This is a genomic window from Chryseobacterium daecheongense, assembly GCF_003729955.1.
Classification (GTDB): Bacteria; Bacteroidota; Bacteroidia; order Flavobacteriales; family Weeksellaceae; genus Chryseobacterium; species Chryseobacterium daecheongense.
Map to the genome: position 1 here is coordinate 393,052 of NZ_RJTX01000004.1, position 25,583 is coordinate 418,634.

A 25,583-nucleotide genomic window follows, 5' to 3' on the forward strand; every position below is an offset into this window, starting at 1 on the left:
TTATTTATTCTTTAGATTTTTTCAAAGCGTAACTTGCTGCGCCTAAAATAGCAGCATCCTCAAAAATGGCAGAAATTTTAACCGGTAGGTGGATGTTATTTTCAATTAAGTTTTGAGTAAATCTTTTTTCAAAATAAGGATACGCTTTGGCAATATTTCCTCCTATGACCAAGACTTCCGGATCATAGGATCTGACATATTTTGTAATAAATTCAGCAAAAGAATCCGCATATTCACCGAACATTTTAGTTTGGATGTCTTCAGGTTTTTCCAGGAGGTCTTTAGTCCCTGAAATTGTTTCTCCAGTGAGTTCAGCATAACGGTTGATAAACCAACGTGTCGCCAAATAATCTTCACAAATAGAGTCTTTTAACGGTGAATCCCACAAATCTTCATCGGTAGCTACTGTTCCGTCATAAAAGGTTGTTCCAAGTCCTGTTCCCAGGGTTACTCCAAAAATTCTTTTATATTCTTTTACACAACCACCGAATACTTCACCTTCCAAAAAGGCAGCTGCATCATTAACAAAATAAATCTGGTCCTTTGAAATAGATAACCTTTGGGCTAACTCTTCTTTAATATTTGCCTGGTAAATATCCATAAATTTACCTTGCTGCATATGAGAAATCCCATTCTCGTAATCGAAAGGTCCGGGCATGGCAATACCTATTAAAAGTTCTTCCTTAGCAAGATCCCATATAGCTTTTTCAATGGCGGAAACCCATGCGGAAAAGATGATTTCCCGGGGTTCAAAAGAATCGACATGTTCTCTGATATAGGTTGACCCTATAATTTCACGCTTCTCCGGATGTACCTGAGCCATCGTGATGTGTGAGCCCCCAATGTCTATTCCTAGTATATTTTGCATTATTTTTACTTTATTTTACTGATAAATTACGTTGTGAAATTAAAATAGACAAACAAGAAAGCAAGTTAAGTATTTTCATACGAAAATTGCTCCTTGTTGTCCATCTTAGACTGCAACTTTACACCTAATTTTAATTTTCCGTCAGTATAGTTTCATTTTTACGATTTATTTCACAATTACTTTTCCGGAAGAAGCAGTCTGTTTTTTTGTTGATGTTATGGTATAGATATAAGTACCGCTGGACAGGCTTTGAGTACTTACCGTAGCATTATTTTTATCAATGGTTTGTTTTTTTACCAGCTTTCCTGAAATATCATACAGCGATACTTCATTGATAGAGTTATCTTTGATGGTAAAATGGATATCTTCCCCTTTTTTAACAGGGTTTGGATAGATGCTATTTTCATCTTTCAAAATACTGTTTTCTGTAGATAATGAAGTGGTGCAAGCTACATCAGTACTCCAGTTTGAGTCTGACATATTCACTAATGTAGCGAAATGAGTGTTGGATGTGGTATCCAAGGCTCCGTTGCCACTGCCTTCATTCATTTTCCAGTTGGCTTCAAGCCCCGTTGAATAAGGTGATACATTACAGTTATTATTAGAAATTTCCTGTGGTGTCAGTGCTTTTTTCCAAACCCTGAACTCATCAAGGAAGCCATTAAGTGTTCTTGAATTGTCATAATTTCTCGCCAGATAAAGGATCCCGTTTGCGGTAAAATTTCCTGTAACGTTTGAGCTAGCATCGAGATTTCCATTAACATAAATTTTCATGGAAGCTCCATCATAAGTCGCTGCTACATGATACCAGGTATTGGTATTGAGTCCTGTATTGCTGTTGAGCTTTACCTGAGATGACCCGAAACTTAATATAAACTGCAGCTTGTTATTGGCAAGGTTACCGTCGCCAAATCTCAGCATGGCCGAATTATTATCTCCCACCTCTACTCCCACTACAGATGAAATATAAGGGAAAGCTGATTTGAATGCATTCACTTTTACCCAGCCTTCAAATGTTATAGCATTTCCGCTGAGATTAAATTGTCCGGCGTTAAGATAAGTTGTACTTCCATTAAAAATAAGTGATCTTGCTCCCGGGCTTTGAACCGGAGTAAATCCACTGTTAAATGATGCTTCCGATGAATATGCAGAAGTTGTAGAGCCACATACCGCTTGTATTTTCCACACATAATTGGTGTTTTGTGTTAAATTCTGAAGCGTATAAGTATTGGTTGTAATATTCTGAATTTCAGTCCATGTGGCCGCTGCCGCCGTTTTATATTGCAAAGTGTAAGAAGAGGCTGTTCCTGCATCCCATGACAATTGTGTAGTCGTTCCCAAAAAGCTTCCCGATGTAAGACCAGTAGGAATAGCACATCCGTTCCCGGAATTGAATCTTGGCGCAAAGATGTAAGTACTTTTTAAAGTCGGAGAGCAATTGGTTTGTATTCTCCAATCGTAATTCGTATTCGCTGTCAGGTTATTGACTGTGATATTGTTTCCTGAATAATTGCTTGCCACATTAGTCCAGGTGGTTGAATTGGCTGGTTTGTAATCAATATTATATGTTTGAGTTCCATTCGATGTCCAGTTTAGCTTAGCTGAAATTCCTGTCATATTGGTTGCTTCCAACCCCAAAGGCGGATCACAGGTCGTCCCTGCTGTCCATGAATACAACGGCCCGCTCAATACCGTATTTTCACCATAAAGAATGTTTGATCCGGTGCTTAAATAGCTTGCAGAATTTATTCCTTTTAAATCATACCACATGAATACTCCATAACCGTCATTAATCGTATTGGTTGCCAGATTGGAAAGAGTGGATGCAGAAGTATTATTAATCCATGTAGCCGCGGCAGAAAGCTTAGTATTCGTAAGAGGTGGTACACTAGGAGCATTGTATGTTCCGTAGTAAGCATTCCAACTATAATCTATATAATTTCCGGCGGCATCACCATTGTAAGACTGTCTTGTTGTAGCAGGGCCTAAATAATAAAAAGTGATCAGTTTATCCGGCATCGCGGCTTTTAGTTCCTGCAAAAGCATGACAAACGAGCTATTATTAGGCTGTCCCGTCCCATTATTTCCATAGTCTGCATATTCGTCATCCAGATCAACGCCATCCAAGCCGTATGTGTAAACAGTATGAGCAATTTGTAGAGCAAAATCGCGTGCAGCTTCACGAGTCGGGAAATTACAGATTCCTGCTCCCTGATGGTTACCCAAAATATCCAGCAACACTTTTATTCCTTTTTGCTGCAGGGGTTTTACATATGTATTGACGTCGTTCAGAACTTTGGAAACATTATTATTATTGGAAATATAAGCTCTGCTTTTGGACACATCATAATTAATATTAGCCGCAAAAATGATGGCAACATTAAACAACTGCTTATTGCTGGTCTGCAGAGTATAAGAACCCGCATTCAGCATATTGTTGTTATTCACTTCCACATAGCATATTCCCAAAGGGTTAAGCGGCTGTGCATTGATCAGGGTTTTTGCCTGAAAAATGAGTATCAAAAGAACAATAAGAAAAGATTTTTGCTTCATAGTATAACCAGTTTTAAAGATTGATAAAACCGGGGAATGTTATTGATTGAAACTCCCCGGTTTAGATGTATTATTTTATAATGAATCTTTCAACCTGCTTCAGACTTCCGTTCTGAGATTCAAATTGAATGATATAATTCCCTGTAGACAACTTGGACGGATTATATTGATTATCACCCACATTGAGTATTTGAGTTTCTATAACACTTCCGCTTAAGCTATATACTGTTAGTTTTCCTTTATTGAATTCCGCCGGAACAGAAATCATAAGCTGAGAAGATCTGCTTACCGGATTCGGATATAGTTTTATTTGTCTCTTAATAGTTTGTTCATCTAAAGCCTTTTGATTTTGACTTTCTGTTGTAACTAAACCTTTTTGAGTACTCGTAGTACATGCCACATCTGTAGACCAGTTCGTATTATCTACTCCTGTTAATGCTAATGCACTTCCGTTTCCTGAATGATCCTGAACAGACGTTCCGCTTCCTTCATTAAATTTCCAATAGGCTGTAAGAGAAGTAGCAGGAAGAGTTACGTTACATGTATTCTGGCTGATCTCTGTCTGGCTTAAGGCACGTTTCCACACTCTCACCTCATCTATTTTACCATTAAAGTTTCTGGATATATTGTATGAATATCCTACATTGAATGCTCCGCTGGAATTCACACTTCCTGTCTGGGATTTGCTGGCATCAAGAACACCATTGATGTAAATTTTCATAGTAGCACCATCATACGTTGCTGCCACATGATACCAGGTATTGGCATTCAATGCAGTGTTGGAAGCTAATTTTTGCTGTACATTATTGATGCTTAATACAAACTGAAGCTTGTTATTGGCAAGATTTCCATCGCCCAATCTCAATAAGGCAGAATTGCTGTCACTTACTTCAGTTCCCATAATCGATGAGATGTAAGGGAACCCGGACTTGAAAGATGCTGGTTTTATCCAGCCTTCAAAAGATAATGCTGATCCGTTTAAATTAAGACTCCCGGCTGATCCTGACTCACTGCTTCCATCCAGAGAAAGAGAATAAGACCCCGTTGGAGGTACCACTCCAGTTCCACTGTTAAATCTTGGTGCGAACATATAGGTGCTTTTCACACTACAATTCGTTCTGATTCTCCAATCATATTCAGTATTTGCCGTTAATCCGGATATGGTAATGGAAGTTGCGGCAGTAGCTGTTGCAGCGTTGATCCATGTACTGGAAGTTGCCAGCTTATAGTCTACATCATAAGTATTGGTTCCCACTGCTGTCCAATTCAATTTGGCGCTTGTCCCGTTAAGATTATTTGCTAATAATCCAATAGGCGCATCACAGTTCGTCCCTTGCGACCATGACTGTAAAGGAGTGCTTAACACCGTTTGTTCTCCATATAATGTTTGGGTTCCTGCCGAAAGCTGTGTAGCCTCATTGGTTCCATGAAGATCATACCAAAGGAATAATCCGTAGCTACCATTCTTGGTTTGAGTCGCCAGACTGGTTGTCGTAGAATTGGAAGTATTCCCCAACCAAACTGCTGCAGGAGAAATCTGTGCATTGGTAAGAGGCGGAACATTGGGAGCAGAGAAAGTACCATACATAGCGTTCCAGCTATAGTTGATGTAATCTCCTACCCTGAACCCATTCCAAGACAGTCTTGAGGAAGCTGGACCATAATAATAAAACGAAATGATCTTATCAGGCAATAGTGCTCTCAATTCCTGTACAAGCATTACAAATGAACTTGAATTGGGCTGCCCCGTTCCATTATTTCCATAATCGGAATATTCATCATCAAAGTCAATTCCATCCAGGCCATAGGTATTAACGGTATGAGCAAGCTGTAAAGCAAAATCTTTTGCCGCCTCACGGGTTGGGAAATTACAGATTCCTGCACCTTGATGGTTTCCCAAAATAGTCAACAACACTTTCATCCCCTTATCCTGTAATGGCTTAATATAGGTCTGTGCGTTAGTCAGTACTTTGGTCACATTATTATTACTATATAAATACGCTCTTCCACGACTTGTATCATAGTTGATATTGGCCGCAAAAATATTCACCACATCAAATAAGTATTTATTAGATGTCTGCAGTTTGTATGATCCTGCATTCAGGATATTGTTATTATTCACTTCCACATAGCAAATTCCTTTAGGATTATTGCCTTGGGCACATAACGAGCCATACATAAAAAGTATAGCCAGTAGAGAAAAGAGTTTCATTTTTTTCATAAATAGAGCATTTTTTTGTTGATTTTTATAAGATTGTTGAAACAAAATTTCAAGTGAGATCAGAGTACTCCTTCTGTTGACTTCTCCAGCTCCCGGGCAGATCGTAAAAATTCTTCCACATTCATTTCTTTGAAAAAAAGGAGACCATGGGTGGCCCGTAATCTTGGGCTTTCATTATCATAAAAGTAGGGTTTCCCCAATACAAGCTGAACTGCCTGCAATTGTTCCACCCAAGTCTGGATAGAAAGACTGCTGAATTTCCCGTTGTACCGGTAGCTTGGAAAAGAGGCCTCCACCTGGCTCAGATAACTATTGGTGAAACTCTCGTCCATCGTATTCATTGCATTGAGTGATACCGGAAAAATATGAGTGACATCCGCTGCATGGAACTGATACCATACATTTCTATATCCCCAGATTTTAAGCTGAGAAAGATCTTTTTCCTTCCCCCATTCTCTTACCGCTTCTGCGATAGCCTGTAAAACCTTGTAGTGAGTATCGGGTCCGCTTCCTTCAGGATCAAATGCTAAACTTATTACAGTAGGATTGATGTCTCTGAGCTGTTGAAGGATCGGAATAACATCTCTCTCCCTATTGGGCTTTTCCGTGAAAATAGCTCCTGTATAAAATCCAAGCCTGAGATGATGTACATTCTTTGTCCTAACCCCGAAATGCGCCCAGACCAATTCTTCTTCATATTCACGGATCATTCCTTTCAATGTCTGGATCTTAGGTGCCGGATTTTGCCCGTCATAGCTGGAATTGATCACATTAATAATTTCACTGATCTTTTCTTCCAACTCCTGTTGTGTTTTCAGGCTCCAAAGCTCAACTATATTCCTTACCATCCTATGGGAAACTGCCCTTGATTTCTCATCCGCATTTCCGGAAGCAATATTGATCAGGTAATGATAAACGTCCTTATCTTTTTTATTTTTATATCCTATCTCAAAGAAATCCGGATACTGAAGCATTTCTATATCTCCTTTTTTGATAAAAGAAAGGGTATCATTCAGGATTTTTATCAAAAATTTATTGGTAACTGCCGTGAATCCTGATGTAAGAACCGAATAATGGGATATATTGGTCTCATCTCTTGACTGATAGTGGATATAAGGTAAAAGTCCTAAAGAGATATCGTCATGATGCGGACCTGTGTGGTAAAAAATTTCATTTCCAAGTCTGGCCGTACCTTTTTGTATTTTATTTTTAATGGAATCAATAACCGATTGAACCGTATTTTCATTGAGGTCCGGAATCAGACGGGTGTACTGATCTGCTCTAAGGTCATCTAAAGTAATGTGTTCTGCATATTTGTTCAGCTTTTCAGTGAGGCTCATAATTGCTTTATCTGTTTTCTCCTGAGACCAATCTCCTGAATGATAATATTCATCAACAGAGTCTTTTAACAAGCTTGCGGCCCCGGATGTAAGATAAAACCTGCCATTTGGAAGGTGAGTGAGAACAGATGCAGGATACAGATTGGAAGGTGGAAGCTCCAGCGCATCTTTTACCATGGGAGCCTTCGCTTCTCCCGCTGCGAATATGATAGCTACTGCATTTTTATTATACGTAATGGTTTCCAACCCAATGGTAATCACCAATCGCTCTCTTGAAATTTCAATTCCGCCAAGATCTCCGGCTGCAACAGCCTGTGTCTCAAAGTTCGTGGAGGTTAATCGTGTGGTGGAATAAGGGTCAGAACCTTTGATATTAAAAGCAATATGTCCATCTGGTCCAATTCCGCCCAGAAAAAAACCGATCCCCCCCAGTTTGCGGATTTTCTGCTCATATTCCGAGCACCAGTTATCAATAAGAAAAATGGATTCTTGCTGTAATTCTTCTAACGGGTTTTGAGCTTCACGATATCTCAGCTCGAGATTGACCTTATTATCAGGAAAAATTTCCTGAATACTTTTTCCTGAAGCCAGAGGAATTTCTTTACAATTAATCAGCAATGCATTTTCCGGTTTCAAACCCAGACCTTCAATGTAATATTTGTTCACATAATGATAAAAGCTGTTGACCTGTGATGAATCTATCGGATAAAATTCATCAATCTGAACAAAATGAAGATCAGCCAGTGATGGTTTTTCATTGAAAACCAAATGGTGCTTTTTCCTAAGCTCTATAATATTTTCTTTATCCCAATTCTCAAGAATATGCTTGGTCCAGAAAATAAAGTATTCCGGGGTTTTCCCTGTAGGAAGACTGATCACCCCTTTTGGGTTTTTGCTTACCCATTCCAGAAAACGAAACGCTGTAAGCATTCCCAGATTAGGAAAATTGTCCACCACAATATAAGGTACATTCACCTTATTGTTTCTCAAAGAATCATTTAAAAATGATTTTTCTACCGGAGTAAAATGATCACTGTTTCCCATGTTTCAAGAGTTTTACTGTATTGTTTTTGTTTGAAAAGAATATGGTCGTTTTTAGCAATACCTCCACGAGCAATGCCCGAACAAGCTTTGCCAATGTTATCATTCAAAAAGAAAACGGAATATTATTTATCTGTTACGTCAATAAATCCTGATTTTCATTAAAGGTTTTCCATAATAGTTCCCCGAACAATGTGTTCGCCCATGCAAACCATGCCCTGGTAAATTTCTTGTCATCGTCCTTGTGAAAGGACTCATGCATGAAACCTGTGCCTCCGTGGGTTTTCTGTAAGGTTTCTATGCACCATCGGATCTCACTTTTATCTTTTGTGGTAAGAGCTTTCATAATGATGCTCATCGGCCAGATCATGTCAAGACCGATATGAGGACCTCCGATCCCTTCGGCCAGTCTGCCTTTAAAAAAGAATGGATTATCTTTTGACCACACATATTTTCTGGTATTAAGATATACAGGATCATCCGGCTTCACCGCATCTAAATAAGGTAATCCCAGCAGGCTTGGGCAATTGGCATCATCCATCAGGTTATAGCTTCCAAACCCATTGGTTTCAAAAGCATATATTTTTCCATATTCAGGATGGTCATAGATCCCGTATTTTTTGATGGCAGCATCCACCTCATCGGCAAGGCTGCTCAACTGCTGAGCTAATGCTTTTTCGTTTTTGATCTGTGAAACCATTTCCGCTGCCTGACGCAGGCTTACTACAGCGAATAAATTGGACGGAATCAGGAATGCATAAATAGTAGCATCATCACTTGGACGGAACATTGAATTGATGAGTCCGACAGGTTTTGTAGGATAGCCATATCCTCCCATCGGAATTCCATCTGTAGCCCAGGATGTTGTACGCTCGAATTTATAGGGACCTAAATTGGTTTTCCTTTGCTGTTCTATAAACGTCTGCAAGGTAAGTTTAATTCCCTGCAACCATTTATTGTCAAAAGGTTTTGTATCTCCGGTGGTCTTCCAGAAATGATACGCCAGGCGAATAGGATAACACAGTGAGTCTATTTCCCATTTTCTCTCATGGGTTCCCGGTTTCATATCCGTATGATCATGTTCTTTCCATTCGCTTACCTTATTTTCATCATTATAGAATGCATTGGCATAAGGATCTTTCAGAATAAATTCTGTCTGTTTATGAATAACACCCGAAATAAGTTTATGCAGTTTTTCGTCTTTCTTTGAAAACTGCAGGTAAGGGAAAACCTGTGCAGAACTATCGCGAAGCCACATCGCATCTATATCTCCGGTAATTACATAGGTATCTGGATTTCCATTGGCTTCTTTATAAAAAACAGTGGTATCTAATGTATTAGGAAAGCAGTTTTCGAAAAGCCAGGCCAATTCTTTATTTTTTACTTTCTTTTTAAAAGCGGCAATTGCATTTTCCACCGCTTCACTGGTAAAGTGTCTTTTATCTTTAGGAACACGGACAACAGGAAATTCTTCGATGTGTAAGCTTTTTGCAAAAACATTCTGCGTAAACAGCAATCCTGCTCCTGCCAGTGCACTTGTTTTTATAAATTTTCTCCTTTCCATTGATACTTTATTTCGTTATTTTTTTATCGTTATTTTACAGGTTTGCTTCCCATTACAAATCTAAGCTCCCCTCCTTTCATAATATCACTGTGATTCAGTTCCCAGCTTTTAAATTCTTTTCCGTTCAAAAACATTTTCTGAACATAGATATTCTTATCTGATATTTTATCCGCGATAACAGTAAAGGTTTTTCCATTTTCCAATTGTAGAGATACTTTTGGAAATTGTGGAGCTCCGATCGCATACACAGGTTTTCCCGGCGTCACAGGATAAAATCCTAATGAAGAGAAAATATACCACGCCGACATTTGCCCACAGTCTTCATTATTCACAATTCCATCGGGTTTTGCAGCATACATATTGTCGCGGATATATTTTACCATTTTCTGGGTTTTGTATGGAGCTCCTGCATAATTATAAAGATATGGAACATGATGTCCCGGCTCATCTCCAAATCCTAAAGACCCAATGAATCCTGAAATATCAACATGCTGTTCGCCTTCCATCTTAAGCTCTTCGGTAAATGTTTTGTCCAGCTTTTCTTCAAATCCTTTCTTTCCCCCGTACAAACTGATCATTTCATCAATCTGATGGGGAACAAAAAAGTCATACGCCCAAATATTTCCTGAAACCCAGTGAGGTTGTAGTTTTTTCCAGTCATTCAAAGCAAAATCAGGGATAAATTCTCCGTTTTTCTGTTTTGGCCAGAAATGATTGTTTTGCTTGTTGAATGTATTCAGGAAGTTCATTGAACGTTTTTTATATACTTCTGCATCTTCCTTTTTACCAAGCTTTTCTGCCAATTGTTGAATACACCAATCGTCATAAGCATATTCCAGAGTTGCTGAAACAGAAGCTCCATTTTCTGACGGGGTATATCCTAATTTAATGTAATCATTGAGGCCTCCTCCCCCGTCACTGCTGCTCATCTTATCTGTTAAGGAAGCATCTTTCATGGCTGCAAATGCTTTTTCAGCATCAATCCCCGGCACTCCTTTGGAAATAGCATCCCAAATTACGGAAGCACTGTGATATCCAAGCATACAGAAATTATCATACCCACATAATTCCCAAATCGGCATGTGGTCCTTTCTATCCGTATATCTGCTAATCAGAGAATTAGCAAACTCTTTCGTATGTTTCTGATCCATAATGGTAAGTAACGGATGGGTTGCACGGAACCCATCCCAATATGAATAAGTACTGTAATTCGTAAACCATTTGGTATTCATATTTTCTTGTGCTGCTACATAATCACCATTCACATCCATATACAGATTAGGGGCAATGAACATATGATATACTCCTGTATAGAAAATTTTTCTTTGATTATCCGTTCCTCCTGTTACCTGGAATCTTCCGATAAGATCTCTCCATGTATTCTGTGCTGTTTCTTTAGCTTTGGCAAAATCTACGCTTTTCGCTTCGATATCAAAATTTTCCTGTGCTCCTTCCATACTTACCGGAGATAAGGAGACTTTCACCTCAACACTTTCATTCTGTTGGGTAGAGAATCGCACAAACGCTTTGGCATCTTTGGCCAAGGCAAATCTTTCATTATTTTTTATTTTTCCTTCTGCATAAACTCCATAGGATTTAAAAGGTTTTGAAAATTCCATCACAAAATAAGCGAACCTTTTCCCGCCCCATCCGGTGCTGTAACAATATCCTTTGATTTTATTATTCCCTTCAATACTTACAAGGGTATGATACACATTTCCAAATATCTTGTTGGTGGGATCAATAATGATATTGGATTCTTCACTTTTAGGGAAGGTATATTTATGAAATCCTACTCTTGGAGAAGCTGTCAGCTCGGCTTTGATTCCATAGCTGTCAAGCATCACAGAATAATATCCCGGCGAAGCGCTTTCTCTTTCATGGCTGAACTTGGAACGATATCCGGTTTCCGGTTTCTCTTCTGAACCGGGAACCATTTTTACTTCTCCCGTTGTAGGCATTATCAAAATATCTCCAAGATCTGCCCAACCTGTTCCACTAAGATGGTTGTGACTGAATCCCATTATGGTTTTACTGCTGTAATGATATCCTGAACACCAGTCCCAATCTCCGCTTTTGGTATTCTGATCCGGACTGAGCTGTATCATCCCGAATGGTGTAGTAGCACCCGGAAAGGTATGGCCATGTCCTCCGGTTCCTATGAACGGATCTACCCAGGAAAGAACATCATCTTTTCGCTGTTGGGCAGAAGCATTGGAAATCAGAAGAATAAATAAAAATATAAGCAGTTCTTTTTTCATAATAAGGATCTCTCAAAAATGTTCCTCAAGATAGGAGTTTACTTAAAAGTATGAAAACCATCATGATGATTTTAAATAGGAGTAAAACAAAATTCACAATGATTTTCATACCGTTTTACATCAGTTTTAAATTGAATTCTTTTTCATAAAATCTATTATCTCTGAAATATATCCAAAGGCAATAGAAACAACTGTATCCGCTGCTCCGTAATATACCGTTACTTTATCTCCTTCCGTAATGGCCGCACATGGGAAAATCACATTGGGAATATCTCCTGTAAGCTCATACATTTCTGCCGGAGCCAACAGATAAGGTCTTGTACGGTACAATACTTTTGAGGGGTCTTCAAGATCAAGCAATGCAGCCCCCATAGAGTATCTGAATCCTCTGCAGGTATTGATTACTCCATGATAAAAAAGAAGCCACCCTTCCTCTGTTTTTATAGGAACAGGTCCTGCCCCGATTTTTGTGCATTGCCATGCGCTGTCTTCAAATGGTGTTACTTTCATTACACAACGGTGTTCACCCCAATATTTCATATCCGGGCTATAGCTGATATAGATATCTCCGAAAGGTGTATGTCCGTTATCACTTGGTCTGCTCAACATGGCATATTTACCATCAATTTTTTCCGGAAACAAAACTCCGTTTCTATTATATGGTAAAAAAGCATTCTCACATTGAAAGAACTCTTTGAAATCAAAGGTGTATCCAATACCTATGGTAGGACCATTGTAGCCGTTACACCAGGTAATCCAATAACGGTCTTCTATAAAAGTAACACGGGGATCATATTTGTAATCAGACTCGATCATTTCGGTATTCCCGGCCTGCATTTCTATAGGATCATGATTGATCTTCCAATTGATACCATCCTTGCTGAAGCCCGCATAAATATTCATCTGTACCGCTTTATTATCACAACGGAACACTCCTGCAAATCCATCTTCAAAAGGCACTACTGCACTATTGAAAATACTGTTGGAAGTAGGTATTGCGTACCTGTCTATGATCGGGTTTTCAGAGAATCGCCACATCACGTCGCGGCAATCTTTCGGACGATCCTGCCAAGGGATCATTACTGATTGAGATGTCATAAAGTATTTTTACTTTTTATTTAAGTTATTTGTGATTAAGCTTGTTCTTTTTGTTGTTCGGGATATGGAAAAGGAACCAACCATGTTATAATAAATGCGGGAATAGTAGCCACCAGAACCCAGATGAAGAATAGTTTATATCCCACCCAATCGCTGATCATTCCGCTAAACATTCCGGGAATCATTACTCCCAGATTCATAATCCCCGTAGCAAATGCATAATGTGCTGTTTTATGCTTTCCGGGAGCAATCTGCTGCATCATATAAAGAATCAATCCTACAAAGCCAAATCCATAGCCAAAATATTCTACTATAACGGCTATACTTACAGGTAACAGATTGGCCGGCTGATAGTAAGCCAGCAAAGCATACACTATAAAAGGAATATTGAATGCCGCACAAAGCCATATCAATGATTTTTTTAATCCGCGGGCAGAAATAAAGTACCCCGCTAATACAGATCCTAAAATAAATGCACCAGAACCATACGTTCCATAAATAAGCCCAATATCCGATGTGGATAATCCCAATCCGCCTGAAGATCTTGGAGCTTTGAAGAATAATGGAGCGATCTTAATGGCAAATCCTTCTGCAAAACGGTAGAGAACGATGAATAATAAAGACCCTATAATATTCCGTTTGGTAAAGAAAGAGGTAATCACATCCCATAATTCTTGACGAACATTTCCTGCTGTTTTCTCGAATTTTTCCTGCACAGACTTATTTTCTTTCGGTAAAAGGAAATAATGATAAACAGCTAATGCAAAAAACAAGAGTGCATATACTCCCATGATGATCATCCATGCGTGGGTAATTCCTTTTGTCTTTTCTAAAACACCGGCGAAATATACCAGAATTCCACTACTGATAATCTTCGCCAGGTTATAGAAAGCGCCTTGCCAACCAATGTATTGGGCTTGTTCTTTATTAGTCAAAAAGTAGATGTATGTACCATCCGCAGCAATATCATGGGTTGCTCCGCAAAATGCGATAACTGCAAAAAGGGCAATACTGTACTTAAAAAATCCAGGTAAAGGAAGACTTAATGCAATCAAAGCAAACAGAATTCCTATGGCAAACTGGGTAAAAACGACAAAGAACTTTTTTGTTTTATAAATTTCCAGAAAAGGACTCCAAAGAGGCTTCAGTGTCCAGGAAAATAAAATAAGCGCCGTCCAGAAAGCAATCTTCGAATCCGATATCCCCATATCTTTATACATGATCCCTGAAACTGCATTCACAGTAACAAAAGGCATCCCCATTGCAAAATACAATGTTGAAATCCACAAAATTGGTTGTATACGATTCGTTGCAAAGCTTTTTTTTCCCATGTCAATACAAAGATAAAAGAAAGAGGAAGTCTCAAAAAAAAGAAACTATATGAAATGCCGTGATTGAGCATCTGAGACAACCTCCATCTTTCTAGTTTATCTGATATAGTGGTTTGAATTATATTTTTTTATCCCACCATAGTTTAGTACCTCCGTTATCCGGCCCGCCCAGGAGCTGTACGGCTTGAGGATAATTAAGCGTATTATTTCTATACTTGGTCGGAATTGGTATTCTTCTGATCATTACATCCGTACTTATAGTTCCCTGGCTGTCATTCAGAATATTCTTGAAAATAACAGGATATCCTGTTCTTCTTTGTTCTGCCCATGCCTCGGCTCCATCCGGATAAATAGCAATCCATTTTTGAGTTATGATTCTTTCTAATTTTCTTTCGAAAGTATCTCCAGCATTCCATTTGATGGTAATTGTACTTAGCATTGGATTTCCTGCCAAGATATTATTGGACGCATTTTTAGGATCTATATAAGGAGCTTCTGTGGAAGTAGCATCTGCAACATAAGTCGCATATCCTGAACTTTTCCCCCATTCTCCAAATGACATTTCTATCCCTTTGTTGTAATTGACTTCTGCATCTCCTGCGCCGGCATAGCCTCTGATGGCTGCTTCTGCTTTTAGGAACCATGCTTCTGCTGCGGTAAAGATCTTATTTTTACCATTGCTTGCTGAAAAATAATCTCCTGTTGCCGCTGCTGCGATAGGTTGTGAAAAGTCTCCATAACGGTCTTTACTTCCCCCAAGATCCACTCCCAGCCTTACCCCGATGTACTGACCAGAAGCCGCAGGATCTGTAGCTGGTTTAGCATAGGCAGAAATCCTAGGATCGTGGAATCCGTTCATAAATGCCATTAAAGGTGCTCCGATTTTACAGTCCCCCCATGAATAAATGATATCATTCAACGGAGAAGCTCCGCCATAGCTTACTAGTGCATTTTCAGAGTTATCATCAATTAAACCTACTGAAGAAGATAAAGCTTCTTCTGCATATTGTTTGGATTTTACCGGATCTGCATAGCTTAATCTCATCGCAAGCCTCAATTTAAGTGAATTGGCTAATTTCGCCCAGTTAGCTGTATTTCCGGAAAATACTACATCGGATTTTTGAATTACTGTTTTATCTTCAATACTTGGAGTTCCGGCCAAAGCCTGAATCGCTTTATTAAGATCTGTAACAAAATAGTTGTAAGCATCCTGCTGTGAGTCAAAATCGGTAATTCCGTTAGCATTGGGAGATTCAAATTTACTATAGATCACCGGTCCATGAGCATCAGACACTTTTTGGGCAGCGATCACTCTTAAAATCATCAGGATAGCTTTGGATTGAGAAAAGTCTACCCCCGGATATTTTTCCGCAGATTCTCTGAAGAAGTTTTTATACTGCTGATTGACATCTTCCAGCTGATTCATCATGATTCTTTCATTCCAGCCATCCATAATAAAGTAGGTGGTATTGTTCTTACCTCCATTGTATGGAGTAGCTGTACTGAACAAACCGCTGTACATATCTGCGTTTAAGTTGGTTTGCAACTGATAGATCCAGTTGGTAGGACTCTGCAGATTTTTCTGCATTTGTTTTAGCGGATTGGTAAGAACCACAAAATCCGCAAGTAATTGTTCGTTGGTAACACCACTATATTGTGAGTTGATATTTTCAAAATCATCAGTGCAACTGCCTGAAAATAATGCAGCCACCAGACTCAAAATAATAATCTTAGAATTTATTTTTTTCATATCTCAGGTAATTAGAAGTTAGCTTTTAAAGAGAAACCTAAAGAACGGGTAATTGGCATTCCGAACATATCGACACCTACGCCACCAGGATTCACTCCGGAAACCTGTTCCGGATCAAACGGAGCATCTTTGTAGAAGAAGAACAGATTCGTTCCGATAATACTTAATGTAGCATCTCTAAACACTTTCGAGTTAGTTTTAAAAGTATAGGCAATGGAAGCTTGTCTTAATCTAACAGCAGTAGCCTTGTAAATATAAGCTTCATTGATGCCCCCTCTTCCTCCAACAACTTTATAATAATGTTCAGCATCTGTTAATCCCGTGTAAGGAGTTCCATTTTCATAGACTGCGTTCGGAATGGAAACACCTCCTGCATCTCTGGAATCGGCAGACGTCTGACTCACTCCTAATCCATCATTAACCGACTGAGTGAATCCTAAAACCTGGCCTCCGAATCTTCCGTCTACAAGGAAACTTACATTGAAGTTCCCAATATTGAAGTTGTTATTCAATCCAAGCATAAACTTAGGATTAGGATTTCCAAGATATTGCTTTTCATTACTATCTTTAATCGGAACTCCGTTAGCATCTACTACGATTCTTCCCTGTGTGTCTCTTTTAAACGCTGTTCCATAAAGATCTCCAAATGAACCTCCTACTTTCAGCATATTGAAACCTCCTCCGGTCAAAACAAAAAGTTTTTCGGGATCAGAATAATATTTCAACGGTAAAAGTTCTTTGATGGTATTTTTATTAGATGATGCATTAAGCGTGGTGATCCAGCTGAATTTTCCATTATTAAACACTTTGTAAGACAAGCTGGATTCAAAACCGATGTTTTCAATTTTACCCGCATTAATATCAACCTTACCTGATTGCATTCCAAAGTTGGTTGCCGCATCAACACCTTTTAAAAATTGATTGCTAACGACCGATTTATAGAATGTAAAATCAAAAGATAATCTGTTTTTGAACATTCTTAGTTCTGTACCCGCTTCAAAAGTCTTGTTGAATTCAGGTTTTGGGAACAAATCACGAAATCTTACATCATCTGCTGGCGCTGAAGAATAAGATCCCGTAATCACTCCGGCATTGAATTCCGGCTGCGGAATAGTTGAAGTCGGATCCAAAGCATTCCCTACGGTAGCGTAAGAAGCTCTTACTTTCCAGAAAGAAATCGCCTGTGGAAGATCGAAAATTTCAGATAAAATTCCGTTCGCACCTATTGACTCATAGTCAATTCCATTATTTCCTGTTCCTGCTAATGTAGATGACCAGTCATTTCTGAAAGTCAGATCCAAATAGACTTTGCTCTTATATCCAAGACTCGCACTTGCAAACACGGACTGATCCTGTCTCTGAGGATGGGTGATAATGTAGCTTCTTCCGTTACCAAAAACTCCTTGACCTTGTTCATTACCCCAATCTAAGTTATTAAGAGCAAAAAGGTTTGCTACAAAAAGCTTATTATTTTCGATCGTTGTAATGTTATATTTAAGATCGGAAATACTTGCCCCTAAAGTGAAGTCTAAACTAATATCATCATTGATTTTAGGATTACCTATTAACAAGGCATCTCCATAAATGGTAGTTTTCTCTAAAGTGTTTTTATAGATTTTCCCATTACTATCCTTACTTCCTAAAACAGTTGGCTGAGAAAAAGCAGCTACATTTCTTTGAGAGTCTGAGTTAAAGTAATTATAATTCCCTCTCACTTTTGCAGTTAACCAGTTATTAATGGTATAGCTTAATGCTGCGGAACCGTATATATTTTTATTTTTAGTAATTACAGGGTTCTTATTGAGTATCCAGTATGGGTTTTGGGTTTCATTATCTGCAAATTCACCGTTGGGTTTTATAGCCCACCAGTTTTGTGCATCCAGGTATCTGGTTTGATCAAAATAATAATAATTTTGTGCAAAATGATCAAAGTCTATTCCTCTTGGTAACCAATACAGATTGGTAATCGGGGAGAAATATGACCCCGGAGACAATCTGTTTTTTGAAGTTTGTAAAGACGCCATTACATTCGCGTCCAAAACAAGTTTATCATTCAGGAATTTACTCGTTGTTCTGTAATTGATGTTGTATTGATCTAAATTAGAAGTAGGAATAATTCCTTTATTCGTTGTATTTCCTAATGAGAAAAAGCTGGTTGATTTTTCATTACCTGCCTGAAAGCTCACACTATTGATCCAGGTAACCCCGGTTTGGAAAAAATCTTTTGTATAATCTTTTGAAGAACCCTTTGCTCCCCAACTGTCATATGATCCCGTATTTCCATTGGCCGGATCATAAGGGGTGGTTTGAAGATAGCTGTGCTGAAGTTCCGGCAGATCATACACCCTGTCAAATGTCAAACTTGAACTGTATGAAAGGTTGCTTCTCCCGGCAGATCCTTTTTTAGTGGTAATAAGGATCGCCCCGTTACTTCCCTGAGCTCCATATAAAGCGGCAGCTGATGCTCCCTTAAGAAAGTTAATGCTTTCGATATCTTCCGGGTTGATAGTACTCAGTACGTCTCCGGTATCAGGCATTGAGTTAAAATAGTCAACATTCGGGCCTCCTGTTCCGGTAACTCCCGTATTGTTAATAATCGGAATACCGTCAATCACATATAATGGCTGACTGTTTCTTGTAGATTTATCCCCTCTCATCACTACTCTCACAGATCCTCCGACGCCACCATTGGTCTTGTTGATCTGCACGTTGGAAACCTTTCCGTTGATAGAGTTTAAAAGATTGGGAGTTTTTACTTCTGTCAGATCATCTCCGCCGATCTGCTGGCTGGAGTAGGTAAGTGAACGAGCCTGCCTTTTTATCCCTAAAGATGTGACAACAACCTCTTGGATATTGGTTGTTTTAGCAGTGTCGGAAGCCTTTGTTTCCTGTGCATATCCAGACACAGAAAAGGCCAATACAACCGGTACAACTATTTTTCTCATAAATATTAGATTAGTTAAGGGTTATGTGATAATTCATTAATATTTCTTTAAATGTTTTTATGCATTTAAAACAATTCTCTCATTTCCATCAACATAATGTTTCAAATGCATCAAATAATTAAAGTTTTCTTAAGATTTAATTCACATTAACAAATCTAAATTTTGTAACCAGCCAGATATAATGTTATTTTATCATAAAACGATATTATTTTTTCAGCTATTTTTAAAAAACACTAATTAGTACCTGATAAACAATCACTTACACAAAACTCTACAATATAAAATTCATCTAAATTTTGACCATTTTTTTAAGAATTATTTAACTTTTTATATCATTTTTTGATAATTAGGATGTATTTGATGTTATAAAAAAACAAATCCGGATCTCTAAAATCCGGACTGTTTTATTTAAAAGTATATTTTCACAAATAAAAACGAAACACTACTCTATTTTTTTCACTCCTTTAAAAAGTTCTTTAAATTCTGTCGGCGTTGTCTTTTTGATAGATTTAAAAACCTTATTGAAATTTGCAATATTATTAAACCCTGCTTCAAACGCGGTTTCAGAGACGGTAAGGTTCTTTTCCATCAACCATCGGGCCGCATAACTTATTCTTATTTCGTTGAGATAATTTACAAAAGTCTTTCCTGTTCTTTTTTTAATAAACCTATTGAAAGTCACACTGCTCATATTTACAAGAGCGGCCGCATCATCCAATGTAATTTTATTTTCAAAATTCTTATGGACAAAGTCATGAACGGTTTTCATTTTATCATTATCCACAAATGTTTCAAGCTCTATACTGTAGGAAGATAAAAGCGTTTTATTTTCAGCTATCGCCAATTCATTAAGAATTTTCATGATCTCAATAAAGGATTCAAAGCTGCTCATTTTGGATAAATTGAGAAAAGAATCCTTGAGCTTTTCAGCAGTTTCCTGGGAAAATAAAATTCCCCGGATAGATTCCTTTATCAGATTATGAATAGGTTTCAGGATATTCTTCTCCATTACCGACTGGTTAAAAAAATCCTGATTGAACTGAACCGTAATCTCATGTGTTTTCCTGTTCTTACACTTGTGATTCGCCCAGCAGTGTGGTAAATTAGGCCCTACCAACACCAGTTCTAAATTTCCGATTTCCCCGGTATGATCACCGATCATTCTTCGGTATCCCTTTCCTTTATAGACAAAGTTGATCTCAATTTCCGGATGGTAATGATACGGAAAATCAAATGATGCCTTTATCCGGTCAAATACAAGAAAACTGTCCTCGGGAGATAACGGGGTTATTTCTCTCAAAATATTTTCTAGCTTGCTCATTATTTTGTGAAGAAAATTAAATTATAAATCAAATACAAGGCTTTTAAAAAGGGAAAAATATTGTTCGGTAATATATGAATTTTTATGGTTTGTTGTACTCTTCTTTTTGCATTATCTCAACCTAAATTAAATCATGCTTTTTTGTATCTTTAAGCGAAAGTAAATGTATGTCGCAACCGCTTATTTTTGAAGATCATTACAAGAAATTAGGATTTGAAGTTTTTTCTAATAAAAACCTTGAAATCATCAATAGCGGACAATTTCGTCCGTATATCAAAATACTTCTGATTCCCGCCGGCTATGAACTTACTGTAGACTTCAAACAATATGCTCCCAAAAGAACATCTTTATTTTTCTTAACCAATCAAAACTTTACCATTGAAAAGGGAAAGGAAGGCGCCATTCTATTATATTATAACCGTGATTTTTACTGTATCCAGATTCATGATAAAGAAGTGGCCTGCGACGGGCTTCTTTTTCATAATATTTTTGAAATTCCTTTTGTGGAACTGGAGGACGAAGAAGCATCTATTATCAAAGAGCTGTTTCAACATATAAAAAATGAGCTGGAATGGAAAGATTCTTCTGCCGAGGAAATGATAAGAACCTATGTGAAACAGCTGATCATCCGCGCCACACGAAAATGGAAAAAACAGAATATTGATACTGAACATATCAAAATTCCGGGCAGTGAACTGGATATTTTCCGGGATTTTAGCAGATATCTTGAAATTCATTTTAAAGAAAAGCATCATGTTTCAGAATATGCCGATCTGCTTCATGTAGCCCCAAAAACGTTAACCCATAAGTTTAAAAACCTAAATCTTGAGTCTCCCAATCAGCTTATTATCAACAGGATTTTGCTGGAAGCCAAAAGACTCTTATTTTATACGGATAAACCCATCAAAGAAATTGCTTATGATCTGGGATATGAAGACCCTGCTTATTTCAACAGGCTTTTTACCAACAAAACAGGAAGCACACCTGCCACTTTTAAGAAAAATTACAACTCGGGAAAAAAGTACAATATTTAAGTCTTTTTCTCTATTTATTTTGACCAAAAACTGATATAACTTTGTACCATCAAAAACAATAGATATTAACAACAAAAAAACAAAACATTATGAGACGTAACGCTACTGCCGTTTGGAACGGTACCATTAAAGAAGGAAAAGGACATTTAACTACTCAAAGTACTACTTTAAACGAAACACAATATTCTTTCAACAGCCGTTTTGCGGACGGAGTAGGAACCAATCCCGAAGAATTATTGGCTGCCGCTCACGCAGGATGCTTCACCATGAAGTTAAGTGCAGAGCTTTCACAAGCAGGTTTCACTCCTGAAGAATTAAAAACAACATCAGTGATCACTTTGGACCCAAGTATTGGAAAGATCACAAAATCGGAATTGACTTTAACTGCGAAAGTTCCCGGAATTACTGAAGAAGAATTTCAGAAGTATGCTAAAATTGCTGAGGAAGGATGTCCGGTAAGTGCCGCTTTCAATTTTGAAATCACTTTAAATGCTACTTTAGCTTAATAATATTCATAAATAATCTGAGCTGAATGTATCAGCTCAGATTTATTTTAACCCAAAATATACCGATCGGTATATTTTATTTGTATATTTGCATTATATTTTCATTGAAAATGTCAAAAGCAGAAAAAACCAAGCAGCTCATCATTGAGAAAACCGCCTCTTTGTTTAATACCAAAGGTTATCTCGCCACGTCGCTTTCAGATATTACACAAGCAACAGGTTTAACCAAAGGAAGCATCTACGGGAACTTTGAAAACAAAGATGAAGTAGCCGTTGAAGTTTACAAGTATAATTCTGGGGTATTGGGTAAAAATATGGCCCGCTCATTCGGGGATGAATTTCCAACAACATTGGACAAGCTACATGCTTTTGTGGCATTTTATAGAAAAAACTGGAAAGCAGTTTTTCTTAATGGAGGATGTCCATTAATGAACGCCGCCACTGAAGCTGATGATAATTTTCCTACTCTTAAAGACCAGGTTAAGAAATCGTTTGAGGAATGGACATCAAAAATTGCAGCCGTTATTTCAGCAGGTCAAAAAAACAAAGAGCTCAATCCGAAACTTAATGCGGACGAATACGCCGCACTTTTTATTATGCTTATTGAAGGAGGCATTTTACTTTCCAAAACCACAGGAGACGAAAAGTATCTGCAACTTGCTTTAGACCGGATACTTATCATTATTGATCATGAACTCACTATTATTCCATCATAAATTTTAATCTATGGAAACAAAAAAAGTGGCCATCGTAGGATACAACAGAATTCCGTTTGCCAGAATCAACACCGCTTATGCAGACCAGGGAAACCAGGAATTATTGATTGCTGCATTAAACGGCCTTATCGATCGTTATCATCTGAAAGGAAAACTTCTTGGAGAAGTTGCAGGTGGTGCTGTAATCAAACATATTTCCGAAAGCAACCTCATCAGAGAATCAGTGATGAACACTTCACTGGACCCCGCGACTCCGGCTTGTGATCTTCAGCAAGCGTGTGACACAGGAATTGAAGCAGCTGTTTATATCGGAAATAAAATAGCCTTAGGGCAAATTGAAAGCGGAATTGCCTGTGGTGTTGAAGCGATGAGCAATATCCCTTTTGAATCTTCCCCAAGATTAAGAAAGGCATTATTAAAAGCCAATAAAGAAAAATCAGCTTTTGGAAAATTAAAACAATTGTTAAGTCCGAAGCTGAAAGACTGGATGCCGATTCCTTACAAAGGCCAGGAACCGAAAACAGGGCTGGTTATGGGAGAGCATACAGAAATTACGGCCAAATATTACCAGATTTCCCGTGAAGAACAGGATCAGCTAGCTTTAAAGAGCCATCAGAATATGGCAAAAGCATACGATGAAGGTTTCTTTGATGATATGATCTCTCCGGCTTTTGGCTTAGATACAGACAATAATCTGCGCCGTGATACAAGCCTGGAAAAATTGGCTTCATTAAAACCTGCTTTTGATAAACAAAACGGGACATTGACTGCCGGAAATTCCACTCCGTTTACAGATGGCGCTTCTGCGGTGTTATTGGCCAGTGAAGAGTGGGCAAAAGCTAATAATTTACCCATTTTAGCCTATATTACTTTTTCAGAGGTTGCAGGGATTGAATATGTGGAAAATAAACACAATTTACTTCTAGCTCCGGTTTTTGCAGCAGATAGAATGTTGAAAAAGGCGGGAATGAGCCTTGAAGATTTTGATTACTACGAAATTCATGAAGCTTTTGCAGCACAGGTATTGGCAACCATAAAAATTTGGGAAAACGATGACCTGGCTAAAAAATTCGGACTTGAAAAAGCTTTGGGAAAAATTGACAGGGATAAATTAAATGTAAAAGGAGGAAGTCTTGCTGCGGCCCACCCTTTTGCCGCAACGGGAGGAAGAATCATTGGAACTCTATCCAAATTGCTCAATGAGAAAGGGAGCGGAAAAGGATTTATTTCCATTTGTGCTGCAAGAGGACAGGGTGTAACGATGATTTTAGAAAAATAAAAATTGAAAATATGGACAGATTAGCACAATTACAGCAATTTATCGGAAAGGAATTTGATCAATCCCCTTCCCCTTTCATGAAATGGCTGAATCCTATTATTGTTTTCGCAGAAGAAGGACATTTGGAATTTCAATATACTGTAAGGCCGGAATGGCTGAACCCGATCGGCAATCTTCATGGAGGTGTAACTGCTGCTATTATTGATGATGTCATCGGAGCCACCATGTTTTCCTTGAATGAAAATTCATTCATCACCACCATCAATAATGTGATCGATTATTTTTCAACTGCAAAAGAAAATGATATTATTGTAGCCGAAACTAAAATTATTAAAAGAGGAAAGCAATTTGTAAATGCCCACTGCGAAATCTGGAATACAGACAAAACCAGACTGATCGCAAGAGGAACCTCTAATTTATTTAAAATTAATAGCTAAGTATGAAAAGAGTTGTCATAACGGGACTTGGAGCCGTAACACCTTTGGGAAACAACGTAGAAGATTATTGGCAAAACAGTATTAATGGAGTAAGCGGAGCCAACCTGATCAAACATTTTGATACAGAGAAATTCAAAGTTCACTTTGCCTGTGAAGTCAAAGACTTTGATCCGAAAATCCATTTAAATCATAATGAAATCAAAAGAAGTGATCTTTTCACCCAATATGCCATGTATACAGCCGCGGAAGCCATCCAGGATTCAGGGTTAAATCTGGAAAATATGGATCCTTTTGATACCGGTGTGATCTGGGGAACAGGGCAGGGTGGAATGCAGACTTTTGAAAATGAGGTCATGGATTTTGCAAATGGCGACGGAACGCCTCGTTTCAATCCGTTCTTTGTTCCAAAGTTCATCGCCAATATGGCTTCAGGAATGATCTCCATGAAATATGGGCTTCGGGGAATCAATTATACCACTGTTTCTGCCTGTGCTACTGGAAATACGGCTTTAATGGATGCTTTCAATTATATCCGTCTTGGAAAAGCAAAAGTAATCATTAGCGGAGGATCCGAAGCGGCTATTACTCCAGCCTCAGTGGGTGGTTTTTCCATCATGAAAGCCATGTCTACAAGAAATGATGACTTTAAAACAGCCAGCCGTCCTTACGATGCCCATAGAGATGGGTTTGTAATGGGGGAAGGTGCAGGAGCTTTGGTCCTAGAAGAATATGAACATGCAAAAGCAAGAGGTGCCAAAATTTATGCAGAGTTGGTGGGGGCAGCAATGACCGCTGATGCCTATCACATGACAGCGCCACATCCGGATGGAGTCGGAGCTATTAAAGCCATGCAATTAGCTTTGAAAGAGGCAGGAATCAATGCGGAAGATATTGATTATCTTAATCCTCATGCAACCTCAACTCCGATCGGAGATCTGATTGAATTGAAGGCAATTAACAATGTATTCAAAGGAAGTAAAAATCTAGACATCAGTGCCACCAAATCCATGACGGGACATTTATTAGGGGCAGCAGGTGCAGCAGAAGCGATTTTATCGATAAAAGCAATCCAAACCGGGATTATTCCGCCAACGATCAATGTGGAACATATTGATGAAAATGTTCCGAAAGAAGTGAATATTGTTTTTGGAGAAGCGAAAGAGAAGGAGATCAATTTTGCACTGAGTAATGCTTTCGGGTTTGGAGGACATAATGCGTCTTTGATTTTTAAGAAGTTTGAATAAATTTCCCGCTGATTGAGCAGATGACGCAGATGTTTGTGTTTAATTAAAAGGTTAAAAGATTTCGTCAGAATAAT

Annotated in this window: 17 protein-coding genes; 6 read left to right on the forward strand and 11 right to left on the reverse strand. The window is 38.3% G+C overall.

Going from position 1 to position 25,583, the window contains the following annotated elements; all coding sequences use genetic code 11:
• Positions 1–4: 4 nt before the first annotated feature.
• The 11 genes from EGI05_RS15185 to EGI05_RS15235 all read right to left on the reverse strand — a co-directional run bounded on the left by EGI05_RS15185 (position 5) and on the right by EGI05_RS15235 (position 20,293).
• Positions 5–868, reverse strand: coding sequence for an ROK family protein (locus tag EGI05_RS15185; protein ID WP_123263876.1), 864 nt, complete (start codon positions 866–868; stop codon positions 5–7).
• 165 nt (positions 869–1,033) lie between these two features.
• On the reverse strand, positions 1,034–3,421 hold the full coding sequence (locus EGI05_RS15190; protein WP_123263877.1) for an endo-beta-N-acetylglucosaminidase H: 2,388 nt from the start codon (positions 3,419–3,421) through the stop codon (positions 1,034–1,036).
• A 70-nt stretch (positions 3,422–3,491) separates the two neighbouring features.
• Complete coding sequence (locus EGI05_RS15195) at positions 3,492–5,642, reverse strand: endo-beta-N-acetylglucosaminidase H (RefSeq protein ID WP_123263878.1); 2,151 nt, start codon at positions 5,640–5,642, stop codon at positions 3,492–3,494.
• Between the two features lie 59 nt (positions 5,643–5,701).
• Positions 5,702–8,026 carry a glucosamine-6-phosphate isomerase gene (locus tag EGI05_RS15200; RefSeq protein ID WP_123263879.1) on the reverse strand — a complete coding sequence of 775 codons (2,325 nt, stop codon included), beginning with the start codon at positions 8,024–8,026 and terminating at the stop codon, positions 5,702–5,704.
• A gap of 133 nt (positions 8,027–8,159) precedes the next feature.
• The gene (locus EGI05_RS15205) at positions 8,160–9,587 is read right to left on the reverse strand and encodes a glycoside hydrolase family 125 protein (RefSeq protein ID WP_123263880.1); all 1,428 of its coding nucleotides are present in this window, start codon (positions 9,585–9,587) and stop codon (positions 8,160–8,162) included.
• Between the two features lie 29 nt (positions 9,588–9,616).
• Positions 9,617–11,848, reverse strand: a complete 2,232-nt coding sequence (locus tag EGI05_RS15210; RefSeq protein WP_228428626.1) for a GH92 family glycosyl hydrolase — start codon at positions 11,846–11,848, stop codon at positions 9,617–9,619.
• Positions 11,849–11,974: 126 nt separating this feature from the next.
• Complete coding sequence (locus EGI05_RS15215; protein WP_123263882.1) at positions 11,975–12,946, reverse strand: glycoside hydrolase family 130 protein; 972 nt, start codon at positions 12,944–12,946, stop codon at positions 11,975–11,977.
• A gap of 35 nt (positions 12,947–12,981) precedes the next feature.
• The gene (locus tag EGI05_RS15220; protein WP_123263883.1) at positions 12,982–14,277 is read right to left on the reverse strand and encodes an MFS transporter; all 1,296 of its coding nucleotides are present in this window, start codon (positions 14,275–14,277) and stop codon (positions 12,982–12,984) included.
• A 118-nt stretch (positions 14,278–14,395) separates the two neighbouring features.
• Entirely contained in the window at positions 14,396–16,027 is a 1,632-nt protein-coding gene (locus EGI05_RS15225) for a SusD/RagB family nutrient-binding outer membrane lipoprotein (RefSeq protein ID WP_123263884.1), read from the reverse strand.
• 11 nt (positions 16,028–16,038) lie between these two features.
• The gene (locus tag EGI05_RS15230; RefSeq protein ID WP_123263885.1) at positions 16,039–18,972 is read right to left on the reverse strand and encodes a SusC/RagA family TonB-linked outer membrane protein; all 2,934 of its coding nucleotides are present in this window, start codon (positions 18,970–18,972) and stop codon (positions 16,039–16,041) included.
• A 442-nt stretch (positions 18,973–19,414) separates the two neighbouring features.
• The gene (locus tag EGI05_RS15235) at positions 19,415–20,293 is read right to left on the reverse strand and encodes an AraC family transcriptional regulator (RefSeq protein WP_123263886.1); all 879 of its coding nucleotides are present in this window, start codon (positions 20,291–20,293) and stop codon (positions 19,415–19,417) included.
• Positions 20,294–20,460: 167 nt separating this feature from the next.
• On the opposite strand from EGI05_RS15235, the gene EGI05_RS15240 reads away from it, so the two are divergent.
• From EGI05_RS15240 to fabF, 6 genes are all read left to right on the forward strand, one after another.
• Complete coding sequence (locus EGI05_RS15240) at positions 20,461–21,327, forward strand: helix-turn-helix domain-containing protein (protein ID WP_123263887.1); 867 nt, start codon at positions 20,461–20,463, stop codon at positions 21,325–21,327.
• A gap of 89 nt (positions 21,328–21,416) precedes the next feature.
• The gene (locus EGI05_RS15245) at positions 21,417–21,833 is read left to right on the forward strand and encodes an OsmC family protein (RefSeq protein ID WP_123263888.1); all 417 of its coding nucleotides are present in this window, start codon (positions 21,417–21,419) and stop codon (positions 21,831–21,833) included.
• Between the two features lie 110 nt (positions 21,834–21,943).
• Positions 21,944–22,549, forward strand: coding sequence for a TetR/AcrR family transcriptional regulator (locus EGI05_RS15250; RefSeq protein WP_123263889.1), 606 nt, complete (start codon positions 21,944–21,946; stop codon positions 22,547–22,549).
• A gap of 10 nt (positions 22,550–22,559) precedes the next feature.
• Positions 22,560–23,828, forward strand: coding sequence for an acetyl-CoA C-acetyltransferase (locus tag EGI05_RS15255; RefSeq protein ID WP_123263890.1), 1,269 nt, complete (start codon positions 22,560–22,562; stop codon positions 23,826–23,828).
• Positions 23,829–23,839: 11 nt separating this feature from the next.
• Positions 23,840–24,265, forward strand: coding sequence for a PaaI family thioesterase (locus EGI05_RS15260; RefSeq protein WP_123263891.1), 426 nt, complete (start codon positions 23,840–23,842; stop codon positions 24,263–24,265).
• Between the two features lie 2 nt (positions 24,266–24,267).
• Complete coding sequence (fabF, locus tag EGI05_RS15265) at positions 24,268–25,509, forward strand: beta-ketoacyl-ACP synthase II (protein WP_123263892.1); 1,242 nt, start codon at positions 24,268–24,270, stop codon at positions 25,507–25,509.
• The last annotated feature ends 74 nt before the right edge of the window (positions 25,510–25,583 follow it).

Excerpts from the sequence above, each read along its gene's own strand:
- EGI05_RS15190 (WP_123263877.1), bottom strand. The coding sequence starts at position 3,421 with ATGAAGCAAAAATCTTTTCTTATTGTTCTTTTGATACTCATTTTTCAG.
- EGI05_RS15185 (WP_123263876.1), bottom strand. The coding sequence starts at position 868 with ATGCAAAATATACTAGGAATAGACATTGGGGGCTCACACATCACGATG.
- fabF (WP_123263892.1), top strand. The coding sequence starts at position 24,268 with ATGAAAAGAGTTGTCATAACGGGACTTGGAGCCGTAACACCTTTGGGA.
- EGI05_RS15260 (WP_123263891.1), top strand. The coding sequence starts at position 23,840 with ATGGACAGATTAGCACAATTACAGCAATTTATCGGAAAGGAATTTGAT.
- EGI05_RS15210 (WP_228428626.1), bottom strand. The coding sequence starts at position 11,848 with ATGAAAAAAGAACTGCTTATATTTTTATTTATTCTTCTGATTTCCAAT.
- EGI05_RS15240 (WP_123263887.1), top strand. The coding sequence starts at position 20,461 with ATGTCGCAACCGCTTATTTTTGAAGATCATTACAAGAAATTAGGATTT.
- EGI05_RS15230 (WP_123263885.1), bottom strand. The coding sequence starts at position 18,972 with ATGAGAAAAATAGTTGTACCGGTTGTATTGGCCTTTTCTGTGTCTGGA.
- EGI05_RS15245 (WP_123263888.1), top strand. The coding sequence starts at position 21,417 with ATGAGACGTAACGCTACTGCCGTTTGGAACGGTACCATTAAAGAAGGA.
- EGI05_RS15200 (WP_123263879.1), bottom strand. The coding sequence starts at position 8,026 with ATGGGAAACAGTGATCATTTTACTCCGGTAGAAAAATCATTTTTAAAT.
- EGI05_RS15195 (WP_123263878.1), bottom strand. The coding sequence starts at position 5,642 with ATGAAAAAAATGAAACTCTTTTCTCTACTGGCTATACTTTTTATGTAT.
- EGI05_RS15255 (WP_123263890.1), top strand. The coding sequence starts at position 22,560 with ATGGAAACAAAAAAAGTGGCCATCGTAGGATACAACAGAATTCCGTTT.
- EGI05_RS15215 (WP_123263882.1), bottom strand. The coding sequence starts at position 12,946 with ATGACATCTCAATCAGTAATGATCCCTTGGCAGGATCGTCCGAAAGAT.
- EGI05_RS15250 (WP_123263889.1), top strand. The coding sequence starts at position 21,944 with ATGTCAAAAGCAGAAAAAACCAAGCAGCTCATCATTGAGAAAACCGCC.
- EGI05_RS15220 (WP_123263883.1), bottom strand. The coding sequence starts at position 14,277 with ATGGGAAAAAAAAGCTTTGCAACGAATCGTATACAACCAATTTTGTGG.
- EGI05_RS15225 (WP_123263884.1), bottom strand. The coding sequence starts at position 16,027 with ATGAAAAAAATAAATTCTAAGATTATTATTTTGAGTCTGGTGGCTGCA.
- EGI05_RS15235 (WP_123263886.1), bottom strand. The coding sequence starts at position 20,293 with ATGAGCAAGCTAGAAAATATTTTGAGAGAAATAACCCCGTTATCTCCC.
- EGI05_RS15205 (WP_123263880.1), bottom strand. The coding sequence starts at position 9,587 with ATGGAAAGGAGAAAATTTATAAAAACAAGTGCACTGGCAGGAGCAGGA.